Here is a 13129-nt window from a genome sequence, read left to right as displayed (position 1 = left end):
ATTTCAATGTCAGATTAGTGCTGCTTAAGTTTTGGCAGTAACTGTTCCAAATCATCAATAATAATATTGCTTTTGCCATCACTGGACATAACCGCGTAACAGCTTTGTTTTTCTGGGTATTTTTGCGCCATTGCATCAGGCAGCGATGCATCGTTGGGAATAAAATAGACTGCGTGCATGCCAGGGTGTTCATGCGCTCTTTGCTGCCACTGAATAGCATCCGTATGATGACCACGAATTACAATATGTTGGCGATGGTCCCTCATTAATAACGCAGATAACATGGACGCATGACCCAGCGGTGTTTGGTGCATAGCGTCTGCAGCCGACTGCAAAATACTGTTGGCCATATGGCTGTAGTCGGTATTTTCGGTTAACTGACCAAACGCCTGCAATACTTTTACTGCAATGGCATTACCATTCGGTAGTGCATCGTCGGCAAAGGACACCATATCAACCGGGCAATCGTTTTCATTTGAAAAACGAAACGCATTACGCTCGGTATCATAAAATTCATCTACCATTTTTTCGATTAACTGTTCGAGCCAATCAAAACGCTCACTGCTCCACTGTGATTTTAATGACTCTAATATCGCATCCGCCAGATAAGCGTAATCATCCAGAAAACCTGACTGGTAAGCAAAGCCATCTTTATAACAACTCATTAACGACTGATTTAACCAAAGATTGTTATGGATAAAGTCGAGCGTAGTTGACGCCTGTTCGATCATGGCTTCATCATTTAACAGTTGCCCGGCTTGATACATGGCCGTAACGGTTAAGGCATTCCAGGCGGTTAATATTTTTTCATCGCGCAATGGTTTACTGCGCTGACTTCGATGCGCCAGTAGTTTTTGTTTTATCGGCTCTATTTGCCACTGGATCTGTTTTAACGGTAAGTCTAATTTTTTAGCCAAAGACTCATCGCTGTACCACTGATGCAAATGCCATTGGTTATTTAGATTGGGCGCCTGATGCAAGCCAAACGCCACTTCGGCAATGTGCCATTCTTGTTCGGCTAATAATGACTTCACTTCCTGTTTATCAAATAAATAGTAAGCGCCTTCTTGTTCCTTGGTATCCGCATCAAGCGTGGCACAGTAGCCACCTGAATCATGCTTCATTTCATCATTAAGCCATTGATGGATACGACGACAAACATAAGCCACCGATCCTTCTTTATTGAACCGGGCCAGCTGGGCGTAAAAACTCATCAACAATGCGTTGTCGTACAGCATTTTTTCAAAGTGCGGCACGCCCCAATAGTCGTCTACGCAATAACGAAAAAATCCGCCGGCCAGATGATCAAACAAACCGACTTTTGACATGGATTGCGACGCCAACATAATCGCCTGATAAAGTTGTTCACTTTCCGCAGGACGCTTATGAATAACCGAATTAAGCAATAACGTTAAAATGGTCGCTTGAGGAAATTTTGGCGCACCTTGTAAACCGCCCCACTGTTTATCACAGTATTTGAGGTATTGTTGTAAAAATCGGTTCACCAATTCTGCTTCGCAATGACTTTGTTGTGTTTGATTTAATTTCAGTAAATACTGCTTCACCTGATTTGTCATTTGCTGAACATCGTCAGCTTTGTTTTGAAAAATGTCCTGAATAGAAACCAGCACTTGCTGAAAACTGGTTTGCTGCGATCCTGATATTTTGGAAGTGTCTGTTTTGGAAAAATCAGTTTTAGAGACGTTTTCTTCAGTGGCTTTTTCGTCAGGCGATTTTTCATCAGGAAAGTAAGTTCCGGCAAAAAACGGCATTAAACTGTTGGGTTCTAAAAACACATTCAGTGGCCAGCCGCCCGGCGCCTGATTCAATGCCTGATGCGTCTGCTGATATAACTTATCCAGATCGGGACGCTCTTCCCGATCCAGTTTTATTGCGACAAAATGATGGTTAATAAACTCTGCAATTTGTGGATTGCTAAATGATTCTCGCGCCATGCGATGACACCAGTGACACGCAGAATAACCAATCGACAACAAGATGGGTTTGTTTTGCTGTCTGGCAAAATTAACAGTATCACTGTTCCAGCTTTGCCAGTGAACAGGTTGCTCGGCGTGTTGCCGTAAATAAGGACTGTGACTGGAAATTAGATTATTTTGTTGAAAAAATGACACGCCTGCCTCATTTGTGTACATTGTTAACGTCATCAATCCATCACTATACACGGATAAAACTGCGATTTGAAAACACTGCTGGAATTTTTAACGCCCTTTGACTGGATAGCGCTTGGCTGGTTTACTTTGTGCTGGTTGGGCTACGCAATTTTTTCTCATCGACAGGCCAAACAGGTCCCCACCATTGCCACCTCATTAAGTGATGTGCGCGGCATCTGGATGCATCGGGTACTCGCCAGAGAAGTACGCATTGGTGATGTTACTGCGCTTGGCATACTACAGCGAAACGTAACCTTTTTTGCCTCCACCACCATGTTCATTCTTGCGGGTTTATTAACGGTTCTGGGCGCAACCGATCAAGTAATCGATCTGACCAACAGCTTACCTTTTATTGCCGAAAACACCCGTGCCAGCTTCGAGTTTAAATTGCTGGTACTGGTGTTTGCCTTTGTCTATGCATTCTTTCGATTTTCATGGAGTGTCCGGCAATATAATTTTGCCATTGTGATGTTAGGCGCGGCGCCGGAGCCGGATGCTCCGCAAGATGTACAGGAATTGTTTGTGGTGAACGCCAATCAAATATTAACCCGTGCCAATGATTCCTTCGCGCACGGGCTAAGAGCTTACTCGTTTGCGATGGCGATCTTAAGCTGGTTTATCCACCCGGTGCTGTTTATGATTGCGTCCAGTTGGGTAGTGGCCGTGTTATATCGTCGAGAGTTCCGCTCTTACACACTCAAAGCATTAAAATCCGCCGGTAAACTGCCTCACTAAAACATGTTTCAACGCTTTAGTCTTGCGGGCCACTGGAGCGTTCACAGCACACCTGGTTGCGTCCTTTCTGTTTTGCCCGATACAGCGCCTTATCAGCTTTATTAAACACATCCGTTGCCGTATCGGTTCCTTCAAATTCTGCGACACCAAACGACAGGGTTACATCGAGTTTGTCACCATTATCCAGATGAACTTTTTCATTCTTGATTAATAACCGAAGTTTATTGATGGCTTTGGTTGCATCGGCCAGCTGTGTCTCCGGCATTAAAACTATAAATTCTTCTCCGCCGTAACGGGCGATAAAATCGGACTCGCGAATACCATGCTCTAACACTTCGGCAACATGTTTAAGCACGCGATCACCTGCCGAATGCCCGTATTGATCATTTACTTTTTTAAAGTAATCGATATCGGCTACGGCTAACGACAGTGGACTGCGGTATCGACGCCAGCGAGTGTACTCCTGCGTTAAACGTTCATTATAGGCATAACGATTGGGTAGCTGTGTTAAAGGATCGTTGTAGGCTCTAAAGCGTTGCTCTTTTAAATTATTCTTCAGGCGGCTGGCTTCATCTTCCGTTGCCTGAAGTTGTTCTTTAATAATCGCTAGTTCGCTCATGGAAGTTTTTACACGATTATTTTGTGAATCACGAAACCGTCCGACACTGTCAAAAATATGCTCAAAACTTAATAATAGCTTTTGCTTAAGATTGCCAAGACCCGGTGCCTCATTCACTTCCTGTTTGATATCGATAATGGTTTTTGCCAGCTCATCGTTAAGCTGCTTGGTATCGGCTAATAATCCATCGTTTCCAAGAGAGGCTTTATTAAGGTAAGAAGCAACATTGAGTAACCGTTTATTCAGTTGCTGTAAAAAACTTTCAAATTGCGCATGTTCCTGATTTGCCGCTTCCAGTAACACCGAGGCAATTTGTTCAATCAGGGGCGTTAGCTGCTCATAGCGTTGCAATGATTTTAACTGCTGTTTTATCGACTGTGTCGCTTTACGATAAATATCAATATTGCCCAGCTGCTCAACAAAATTATTCAACGCGTCTAAAATACTGTCCGGTATTTGATTCGACCAGGCCTTAGACTTATCATCGCTTTCCTGTTTTGTCTCTCGGCTCTGCTTTGAATCAGCACTCTCATCGTTTTTCTTTTTATTACGACTGAAAGGGTTCCAGCTACTTGTTGAAGAACTGTCTTTTTCCGCCAGCTCAGTAATCACCTGTTTCAGTTCGGCAACCACTTCATCAACCGAAGCATTTGACCGAGCGCGTATTTTTTTCAGTCGCTTGTTCAGTTTTTTATCGACGTTCTGCTTTAATAATTCATCCACCAGTAAAGACAGTGCCGACAGCGAATCGGATACCGAATCATGCTGACTCATTTCAACCGATTCTTCGAGCTCGCGTAAATAATTGGTAATGCTGTCCACGTCGTATTTTAGATCATCGACGCTTGCCTGCTTTTTTAACGACTGACGTAAATGCTTAAGATGCTCATCAAGCTGACGATCGACGCCCATACCACTGTAGCTGACGTGATTTAAAAATCGTCTGAGTTGTTCTGTTTCTTCGGATAATGCTGTCGTAGATTGATCGTTAGACATAAGCGTTACAGTGAGTAAGTGGTTAAGTTTTGTGGGCAATGGCGTGAACGAATACGCTTTGCCAGCGAGGCCGGTAAGGTAATTTCCATGGCAATGGGCAGATGATCGGATATCACCGTGGGCAACACGTCTACCTGTTCCACCTGCAAGCTATTACTGACCAAAATCTGATCCAGTGATCGCTTGGGATTCCAGCTAGGATAAGTTGGCTGATACTCATTGACCATGTGGGTTGCCAGTCCCTGTTTATCGAGTTGTTCCACCAGCCAGTGGGGTTCGCAATTCATATCGCCCATAATGACAAAGTTTTGATGATCAGAAAGACTGTCTGCAATATAGCGCAATTGTTTCATTTGTGCTTTTTTACTCAAGGATAAATGCACCACCATCACCACCAGCGAGTCTTCGCCGCCACCAAAATTCACCTGCAATGCGCCACGCCCGGGGATAAGCCCCGGCAAGGTATGATCCACCACCATTTCAGCCGGCATTTTCGACAGTAAGCCATTGGCGTGAGCTGCGATATTCGCCAGATTGCGATTCTTCTGCACATGCCAGTGCCCAAAGTCTGCGCGTTTGGCTAAAAACTCCACCTGATTGATAAAATTACTGCGCAAGCTGCCAGCGTCCACCTCTTGCAAGGCCACCACATCATAGTCTTTGATGAGCTTGGCAATACGGGTCAAATTAAGATGTCGCCCCGAATGAGGCAACACATGACGCCAGCTTTTTCGCAAATAATCCGAATAACGCGCGGTATCGATCCCCACCTGAATATTAAAGCTGAGTACCTTTAAACGTAAGTTTTCGTCGTTATCCGTTAGCTGCGTTGTGGCCGGTTGTTTTAGCATGGTTTATGGTGTTGTCTGATCCAGAAATTGAATGATTTGCAGCAACCGCTGGCTTGTTTTCGCCTGATTGGCATCGATAATATAGCGCCCTTTAAAAATAATAGTCGGCACAGAGGAAATAGGTAGTTGTTTTAGCCGGTTTTGTAATGTCTTTAACCGTTTTGGTAACTCACTGTCATACACGGCTGTTTCGATGGCGTCGCTGTCTAACTCGATAGTAGAGTCGGACTCGTTGGCGCTGGTTAACTCAGCCTCGGTTGCCGTATCATCCGTGCCGGACGACGTCTGACTCAACAATCGAACAAACGCCTTATGATCCTGCACTGCAAGCGACTGATTGTCTTTGCTCATTGCCATAACTCGCTGAAACAATTGTTGTTGCTGTGACGGCGTAAATTCCAACTGCTCCGCCATCAGCGCAAGCTTGGCTGCTGGTCGCCAGGCTTCACGATAAATCGCTGGCCACAAGGTGACATTTAAGCCCTGCTCAATCAACGCCTGATAAACCTCGGCAGATGAGGCCGACTGATACCAGAACACCAGTATCAATTCTGGCAAGTCGCTTTGCGGTTCAGCCAGTAAGCTATAGTCTGTCGATTCGACAAATCGTTGGCTAACGTCTGTTGCCGGTTCACTGGCCTTCAGCAGGCCAGAAACACCGAGAGACATCCCCATCAACCATACGATGAAGGTTTTTCTATTCATTATGCATCCGTTAACGTCTTTTTCAGTTTATTAATAATTGGTTCAGTCACTACTGCAGATCCATTATCACTGCGCTGAATCTTGAACATCAGATTCTATCAACAGGCTCGAGCGTCCGAGAAACAGATCTGAACAATAAGCCCGAGAAGCATGCCCTATCAATGGACAAGCCAAACCAGACATCATTCCATGTCATCACACAGTTTAGGCGATCCGGCGAAGAAAGTCTGTGGTTGAGGTATCAGGGAGTGGTATAAGTTGCCATGTTTTGAATCGGGTATTGGATAAACCGGTTATTGATTGTCGAAAAAATTCTTCCAGCAAATACACACGGCCACAAAAAAGGCGACCCTGAGGCCGCCTTTCAAACTAACTTGGCAATAGACTGATCGATTAATGCAGACCAACCATATAGTAAGCCAGTGCTTCCATTTGCTCATCCGACAATTTTGCGGCGATATCGCGCATCATGCGGTTGGCATCATTGGCACGTGTGCCATCGCGGAACGCTTTAAGTTGCTCAATGGTGTACTGAGGGCTTTGGCCGCCCAGTGCAGCAAAAGCTGCCGAATCAAGACCACGTCCTTTAGGACCATGACAGGCTGCGCAAGCAGGAATGCCAGTGGCTTTGTCGCCCGCGCGGTATAAACGCTCGCCTTGTTCGATGTATTTTGCCGGAACTGCGGCAAACTGTGGCTCAAGGCTGGCGTAGAAAGCCGCAATATTGGCCATATCTTCATCACTTAAATTGGCCACCTGACCCGCCATAACGGCATTGTCGCGCTCGCCCGATTTAAAATCGTGCAGTTGTTTTTCAGCGTAGTTGGCACGCTGACCAGATAATTTAGGGTAGTTAGGAGCCAGCGGTGTGTTGCCATCGGCACCATGACAAGCGGCACAAGCGGTGGCGGCTTGCTGCCCTTTAACGGCATCGCCCTCTGCTGTAGCGGTGGAGGCTAACCCCAAAATAGCGAATAATACTGCAAATTTTTTCATTGTTTATCCTTTATCCAGCGGAATTGCTCATAATGTACTTTCAGCTCAAGGGATTAAGAAAGTACTATCGTGCTTATGCGCCGTGATACACTTGCGCCAAATTGATGAAAGTGGCTGAATTATAGGGAAACTCCCCGAAAAAAGCCATATGTAAGCGAATTGGAAATCATGAAAGCTTACATTTTTTACCCACTCACAGGAGTTTTCAGGTGTCGGAGTCGAAAAACCAAACCAATGAGCAACTAGCTCGTCATAATCCATTCCGCCAGGCAACTTATTTAAAGGGTGCTGCCGAGCTGGTTCAACTGCCCGCCGATGTGGGAATAGAGGTTGCTTTTGCCGGTCGATCAAACGCCGGTAAGTCGAGCGCTTTAAATGTGATCTGCGACCAGAAATCTCTTGCCCGTACCAGTAAAACCCCGGGCCGGACACAGCTGATCAATTTATTCACGCTGGACGATCAGCGCCGCTTAATCGATTTACCCGGTTACGGTTTTGCCAAAGTCTCGCTCGAAATCAAAGAGCGCTGGCAGGCAACCTTAAGCCAGTACCTGCAACATCGCGAATGCTTAAAGGGCCTTATTGTCCTTATGGATATTCGCCATCCGCTAAAAGATGTCGATCAACAGATGATCCAATGGGCCGCCGATGTGGGTTTGCCGACTCATGTTCTGCTTAACAAAGCCGACAAACTGAAACAGGGTGCCGCCAAAAATACGCTGTTAAAGGTCAAAAAGCAGCTAAAAGAAATGCACCCAGACTTTACGGCACAAAACTTCTCGGCACTAAAACGCACCGGCATGGATACGCTGATGCATCGCTTATTGAGTTGGTTTGAATATCAGTAACGCAATTTGTTTAAAATAAGCGCATAATAAACACAGCTGCTGCTTTTTTGAGCAGCGGCTGAAAAGTAACCTATTAATACCTATTGAATAAACATAACGCATTGCGAAAGCAAAAGGAGGCATTATGGAATTTAAAAAACGCTACGTCATTAATCATGCGGCACCAGCCAAACATCGTAACGTAATTGTTTTAATGGACGGCACCTGGAACGATGAGTCTGGTAAAGACGGCAATGATATTGTCACCAACATCGTAAAATTTTATCGCATTCTGCAACCCGACAGTGAGCATCAAATCAGCCGATATTTTAGGGGTGTGGGGAACGACGAAGACAATGGTGTGCTGGGGCGATTAACCCAGGGTGCTTTTGGGTCAGGCGAAAGAAACATTCGCGAGCATGCCTACGCCACTGTGTGCAAAGAATACCAGCCCGGCGATCGCCTGTTTATTTTAGGTTTCAGTCGCGGCGCCGCAACGGCGCGAATGCTCGCTTCCGATTTGCACAAAAAAGGCATTCCGGATGCTATTACCATTGAAACCAAATCCCATATGAATCGCAGCACCCGCAATATCGAGCAGCGTTTTCGTCGCTACGCCAGTGAGGGCGAGCAACACCCGGTCAAAAATATCTTTTTGGGTGTTTGGGATACCGTGTATGCGTTTGGCATACCGGTAAAACTACTCGGCATTCCTTTTGGTAAATACAATTTATTTCAGGATCAGTTTGTGTCGCCCAATGTGGACAAAGCGGTTCATTGTGTGGCGGTTGATGAAACGCGCGATCCCTTTAAGCCGGTTTTGATGAATCACGACAGTGAACGCATTCACGAAGTTTGGTTTTCTGGCGTTCACTCCGATGTTGGCGGAGGTTACAAAGAGGATTTTCTTGGCAGGCTGACGCTTAATTATATGATGAAGCAAATCGATCTTTATTGCACCGATAAGAATATTCCCCATATTAACTTTCAAAGTGATCGGCGGGCGATATACACCGATACCTCAACACAAAAAGTGGTGTTTCACTTTCATGGCCTTGGCTGGAAAAAAAGCATTCGATCCATCCATGTGCAAAAAGACAATGAGCCGAATCATCAACTGCCGCCTTTGATCCATAAATCAGTTATTGACCATCACAAAAACAGCGACACCTTTAGCCTAAGCATTAAAAAGCGCTGGTTTAAAGACGATATCACTCGACTCAATCGCGTGGTGTATAATCCACCCAATATTAAGTCGCTGAAACGAAAGTTTACTGTGGTTGAATAATTTTTTAGTTGGCTAGTTTTTTAAAGGTTGGCAGCACTCATGATTGCATGTGACATACACGACCGTTTTGAAGCCATTTGTGTTTACCACTGCAAGGTTTGTATAATTTTAGTCAGTGGTAAACAACTAACCGGCACGGCGGACACCATTACCGGTAATAAAAAAGCTGAATATTTAGTTGTTAAAAAAGACGATGGATCTGAAAGTGTTGATCTGACTACTATTAAGAAAGTTGATATTTTGGATCAACCATCAAGGATAAAAAACTTTAGTGTTCAGCATGGAGAAGATATTTAAAACGCTAATATCTGGATAAGTATAAATACAAACTTACCATTTATGAATTTAATTGTGATTTACTGAATATAATTAGCTGTTGATTTTTATTGGAGTCTTAATGAAGTTTTTCTTACTTGTATTGTTTACCGGTCTGTTAGTCGCATGTGAAAAAAGTGATAAAGATAAAAGAGAAGAAAGTCGTATTTACCATTCATGCGTAGAAAGAGGAGTTGAATATTTTAAAGAAATTGGTTCTTGGCCGACATTAAAATCACCACCGAATAAGGGTCGGCATGCTATTGAAGTTGCCCAAGAAAGATGTAAACGTCAACCTAAAACGGCATTTTGACTTTATGAAATTAAAATTAACAATGAGATGTTGCAGGACTTGAACAGTTAACTGCAATCGCTAACCAAAGCCAAAAGATAAAGCGTTTTGTCTATTTGCTGCCAAACAGACCTTTAAGTATAAAGCCCACTAAGCCAACAACGGCAGCCAGCGAAGTGGTAATCAACGCTATTACTACTTCTTTCGGTACTTCCATTCTGTACCACGTGAAATAGCAAATATAGTAAGTTAGATAAACAAAGATCAGGGTCACAAATCCTTCCATAAATCTAAACGTTCGTTCGGCTAGCTTCTTTTTAAGCTTTGTATCATTTCTAGAGTCTTCGTTTTTTGCTTTTAGACCATCTATCTCTGCTTTAAGTTTACCAATTTCAAGTTCCTGGACATCATCTGAAAGCTCTTGCTCATTATTAGTATCGTTCGGGTCTTCTTGAATGGAGTTGGTGTCTAACGAGATCACAGGATTGTGGCCTTTCCTGTTTCTTTAATAGTTAAATAATGCTCTTTTATTACGCTATTTGGGATAATAGCGTTAAACGTTTCCCGTCCTTTTCTGTCATACCAGACTTTCCACCAAGGGCTGCCTTCCTTATGCGTTATATTCCTTAAAGTCCACCCATTAAACTTGGCAAAGTTGTCATACGCACCTCTTATGCTATCAATCTCATCACTAGAAAAACCCAGCTGAGGACTGCCCTCTGTTTGTGTATCAATAGCTGTGTTAAGGTATTGCTTAAACGCATAATAAACCTTAGGTATCACAGGCCCGTGCTTCCACGCACTCACCTCTTCATCTAATAGAGGTTTATCATGGTACGCCAGATGTAACCCGTGGGCGATGTAAACCAATTTTTGTAATTGCATGTTTGTCAGGGATTTGCCATCTTTATTGGCCAATTTTAGTAGTTCCCTGGCAACATCAACTGAGTTGGCCATTTTTTCCTCCTACAAAACCCAATAACACTCTGAACTTTGAGGTTTCTATCAAAATATAGTCTAAAAGTCTAGTAAGACATAATTATTGGTTGTTAAGCAACCGACTTTCCGCCGCTTTACGACTTCAAGCCGACTCGTAATGACATATAGGTAAAGCGGCTGTATATAAATAAAGTCGCCTGACAAATAAAAAAGATTCGAGCCAAAACTTTAAAAACTGCCTTTCCTTTAATGTCGCAAATAGCCGATAGTCCAACTGTCACTTTAAAATGAAATTAAACAGCTTACTCTTATTTCATCAATCCAAAACAAATTAAAAAAGCCAACTAAGACAACATCGCCCTAAGCGCATCCATATTTTTACGTCCTTTTTCCTGTCGCTCTTCTTCCGTTTGTGGCATTTGTTGTTCTTCCCACATTAAATCTTCTTGTGGCATTTCAAATAAAAAGCGGCTTGGTTCTGTATCAACTACTTCGCCGTAGCGTTTGCGCTGCCGTGCGTAAGACATGGTTAAGGTTTTTTGGGCTCGTGTAATGCCCACATAGGCTAACCGACGTTCTTCTTCAATATTATCTTCTTCAATACTGGAACGATGGGGCAGTAATTCTTCTTCCATACCTACAAGGTACACATGATTAAACTCGAGACCTTTTGACGCGTGCAGTGTCATTAATTGCACTTCATTGGCTTCGGCTTCTTCTTCATTTCGATCAAGCATTTCACGTAGCATTAATTTATTAATAGCTCGAGCTAATGGGTTATCGTCATTGTCTTCTTCTGCGTTGGTGTACTCTCGCTCAATCCATTCCAACAATTGTTGAACATTACTCCAACGATACTCCGCTGCTTTTGTGCTACTTGAGTTGTCGTATAAAAATCCATGATAACCAATGTAACCTAACAGCTCATGGATCACCGCCATGGCATCGCCGCGTTTGACGTTATCTTCGGTGCGAGCAATTAATTTGGAAAATCGTTCTATTGCGGCATACCCTTTGGCATGCAGCTCTTCTTTAAGCCCCAGCTCAAAACAGGCATCGTACAAACTGATATGACGCTTTTGCGCATACAACCCAAGCTTTTCTAACGTGGTTGGGCCAATTTCACGGCGCGGCACATTAACGATACGCAAGAACGCATTGTCGTCATCCGGATTCACCAGAATGCGCATGTAGGCCATAATATCTTTTATTTCTGTGCGTGAGAAAAAAGAGGTGCTGCCACTGACTTTATAGGGGATCTGTTTTTCAATCAGCGCCTTTTCCATAAACCGCGACTGATGATTGCCGCGATACAAAATGGCGTAATCAGAATACGCGGTAGCGCTGCGCAGTTTGTGCGCCAGTAATTCATTGGCAATGCGCTCCGCTTCATTGATGTCATCATCGGTAGCCAGTATTTTTATTTCGTCGCCGTAAATTTTATCGGACCATAATGACTTTTCAAACACATGGGGGTTGTTCGATATCACTTCATTCGCGGCTTTTAAAATACGACCGTAAGAGCGATAATTTTGCTCCAACTTTACCACCCGTAAATTAGGGTAGTCGTCTTGCAACAGAGCCAAGTTTTCTGGTTGTGCGCCACGCCAGGAATAAATCGACTGGTCATCGTCGCCCACCACGGTAAACAAACCGTAACGCCCACAAATTAATTTCACCAGTTCGTACTGACAGGTGTTGGTGTCCTGATACTCATCCACCAGTAAATAACGAATTTTATTCTGCCATTTTTCAAGAATGTCGGGATTGGCACGAAACAGCTCTACCGGATAACGGATCAGGTCATCAAAATCCACCGCATTGTAGGCACGCATACTGCGATCATATGCTTCGTATAATTTCGCCGCCGCCAGATCGTCTTGATTGGTAGCTTCATTAATTATTTGCTGCGGGCTTTTTAAGTCGTTTTTCCAGTTGGAAATTTTTTGCTGAAATGCGATCAGTTCCGATTTATCGGCGTCGGCGTTTTTATTGCACAAATCACGGATCAGCGTCAGCGTGTCCTGATCATCAAAAATTGTAAAGTTACTTTTAAAATTCAGCGCCTTATGCTCTTTACGAATAATATTAAGGCCCAAATTATGAAAGGTCGACACTATTAAGCCCCGGCTGTTTCGGCCACCGAGTAATGAACTGACCCTGGCTTTCATTTCGCGCGCGGCTTTATTGGTAAAAGTAACGGCAGCAATTTGCGAAGCCTTATAGCCGCACTGGGTGATCAGATGAACTATTTTGGTGGTGATCACACTGGTTTTGCCACTGCCTGCGCCAGCCAGCACCAATAAAGGATGCTCTACGGTGTTCACCGCTTCTTGCTGTTTTGGGTTTAACTGATGCGCCACCGGCAACTACTCTTTAATGAATCAAATGAAAG

General features: G+C 44.0%; 13 protein-coding genes. 5 read left to right on the top strand and 8 right to left on the bottom strand.

What is annotated here, in order from left to right; all coding sequences use genetic code 11:
* Positions 1-14: 14 nt before the first annotated feature.
* Positions 15-2153 carry a thioredoxin domain-containing protein gene (locus C8D97_RS06015; protein WP_210204869.1) on the bottom strand — a complete coding sequence of 713 codons (2139 nt, stop codon included), beginning with the start codon at positions 2151-2153 and terminating at the stop codon, positions 15-17.
* 45 nt (positions 2154-2198) lie between these two features.
* Between C8D97_RS06015 and C8D97_RS06010 the strand changes: the two genes are divergently transcribed.
* A complete protein-coding gene (locus C8D97_RS06010) occupies positions 2199-2906 on the top strand; it encodes a DUF599 domain-containing protein (protein ID WP_245411403.1) in 708 nt (235 codons plus the stop codon).
* 16 nt (positions 2907-2922) lie between these two features.
* Here C8D97_RS06010 and C8D97_RS06005 read toward each other — a convergent pair whose 3' ends face one another.
* From C8D97_RS06005 to C8D97_RS05990, 4 genes are all read right to left on the bottom strand, one after another.
* Complete coding sequence (locus tag C8D97_RS06005; RefSeq protein WP_109762854.1) at positions 2923-4521, bottom strand: GGDEF domain-containing protein; 1599 nt, start codon at positions 4519-4521, stop codon at positions 2923-2925.
* A 5-nt stretch (positions 4522-4526) separates the two neighbouring features.
* Positions 4527-5372, bottom strand: coding sequence for an endonuclease/exonuclease/phosphatase family protein (locus C8D97_RS06000; RefSeq protein WP_109762853.1), 846 nt, complete (start codon positions 5370-5372; stop codon positions 4527-4529).
* A gap of 3 nt (positions 5373-5375) precedes the next feature.
* Entirely contained in the window at positions 5376-6077 is a 702-nt protein-coding gene (locus C8D97_RS05995) for a hypothetical protein (RefSeq protein WP_146196088.1), read from the bottom strand.
* 393 nt (positions 6078-6470) lie between these two features.
* On the bottom strand, positions 6471-7073 hold the full coding sequence (locus tag C8D97_RS05990) for a c-type cytochrome (RefSeq protein WP_109762851.1): 603 nt from the start codon (positions 7071-7073) through the stop codon (positions 6471-6473).
* Between the two features lie 209 nt (positions 7074-7282).
* Between C8D97_RS05990 and yihA the strand changes: the two genes are divergently transcribed.
* From yihA to C8D97_RS05970, 4 genes are all read left to right on the top strand, one after another.
* Complete coding sequence (yihA, locus tag C8D97_RS05985) at positions 7283-7921, top strand: ribosome biogenesis GTP-binding protein YihA/YsxC (protein ID WP_109762850.1); 639 nt, start codon at positions 7283-7285, stop codon at positions 7919-7921.
* A gap of 124 nt (positions 7922-8045) precedes the next feature.
* Positions 8046-9188 (top strand): phospholipase effector Tle1 domain-containing protein, encoded by a 1143-nt coding sequence (locus tag C8D97_RS05980; protein ID WP_109762849.1) that lies wholly within the window; start codon positions 8046-8048, stop codon positions 9186-9188.
* Positions 9189-9227: 39 nt separating this feature from the next.
* A complete protein-coding gene (locus C8D97_RS05975) occupies positions 9228-9485 on the top strand; it encodes a Rho-binding antiterminator (protein WP_109762848.1) in 258 nt (85 codons plus the stop codon).
* Positions 9486-9585: 100 nt separating this feature from the next.
* Positions 9586-9816, top strand: a complete 231-nt coding sequence (locus C8D97_RS05970; protein ID WP_109762847.1) for a hypothetical protein — start codon at positions 9586-9588, stop codon at positions 9814-9816.
* 91 nt (positions 9817-9907) lie between these two features.
* On the opposite strand, the gene C8D97_RS05965 is transcribed toward C8D97_RS05970, so the two are convergent.
* The 3 genes from C8D97_RS05965 to rep all read right to left on the bottom strand — a co-directional run bounded on the left by C8D97_RS05965 (position 9908) and on the right by rep (position 13097).
* Positions 9908-10276, bottom strand: a complete 369-nt coding sequence (locus C8D97_RS05965; RefSeq protein ID WP_109762846.1) for a hypothetical protein — start codon at positions 10274-10276, stop codon at positions 9908-9910.
* On the bottom strand, positions 10273-10752 hold the full coding sequence (locus C8D97_RS05960) for a Panacea domain-containing protein (protein ID WP_109762845.1): 480 nt from the start codon (positions 10750-10752) through the stop codon (positions 10273-10275). The genes C8D97_RS05965 and C8D97_RS05960 overlap by 4 nt, the downstream gene beginning before the upstream one ends.
* Before the next feature lie 326 nt (positions 10753-11078).
* Positions 11079-13097: a DNA helicase Rep gene (gene rep / locus C8D97_RS05955; RefSeq protein ID WP_170115159.1), complete on the bottom strand. Its 2019-nt coding sequence runs from the start codon at positions 13095-13097 to the stop codon at positions 11079-11081.
* Between the last annotated feature and the right edge of the window lie 32 nt (positions 13098-13129).

Origin of the sequence: Pleionea mediterranea (assembly GCF_003148745.1) — a bacterium.
In the GTDB taxonomy this organism is placed as follows: domain Bacteria; phylum Pseudomonadota; class Gammaproteobacteria; order Enterobacterales; family Kangiellaceae; genus Pleionea; species Pleionea mediterranea.
This window is presented reverse-complemented; position numbering and strand designations above follow the sequence as displayed.

Coding starts and splice junctions, on each gene's coding strand:
- C8D97_RS06015 (WP_210204869.1), bottom strand. CDS start 2,153: ATGTACACAAATGAGGCAGGCGTGTCATTTTTTCAACAAAATAATCTA.
- C8D97_RS05960 (WP_109762845.1), bottom strand. CDS start 10,752: ATGGCCAACTCAGTTGATGTTGCCAGGGAACTACTAAAATTGGCCAAT.
- C8D97_RS05970 (WP_109762847.1), top strand. CDS start 9,586: ATGAAGTTTTTCTTACTTGTATTGTTTACCGGTCTGTTAGTCGCATGT.
- C8D97_RS05990 (WP_109762851.1), bottom strand. CDS start 7,073: ATGAAAAAATTTGCAGTATTATTCGCTATTTTGGGGTTAGCCTCCACC.
- C8D97_RS06000 (WP_109762853.1), bottom strand. CDS start 5,372: ATGCTAAAACAACCGGCCACAACGCAGCTAACGGATAACGACGAAAAC.
- C8D97_RS05980 (WP_109762849.1), top strand. CDS start 8,046: ATGGAATTTAAAAAACGCTACGTCATTAATCATGCGGCACCAGCCAAA.
- C8D97_RS06005 (WP_109762854.1), bottom strand. CDS start 4,521: ATGTCTAACGATCAATCTACGACAGCATTATCCGAAGAAACAGAACAA.
- C8D97_RS05995 (WP_146196088.1), bottom strand. CDS start 6,077: ATGAATAGAAAAACCTTCATCGTATGGTTGATGGGGATGTCTCTCGGT.
- C8D97_RS05975 (WP_109762848.1), top strand. CDS start 9,228: ATGATTGCATGTGACATACACGACCGTTTTGAAGCCATTTGTGTTTAC.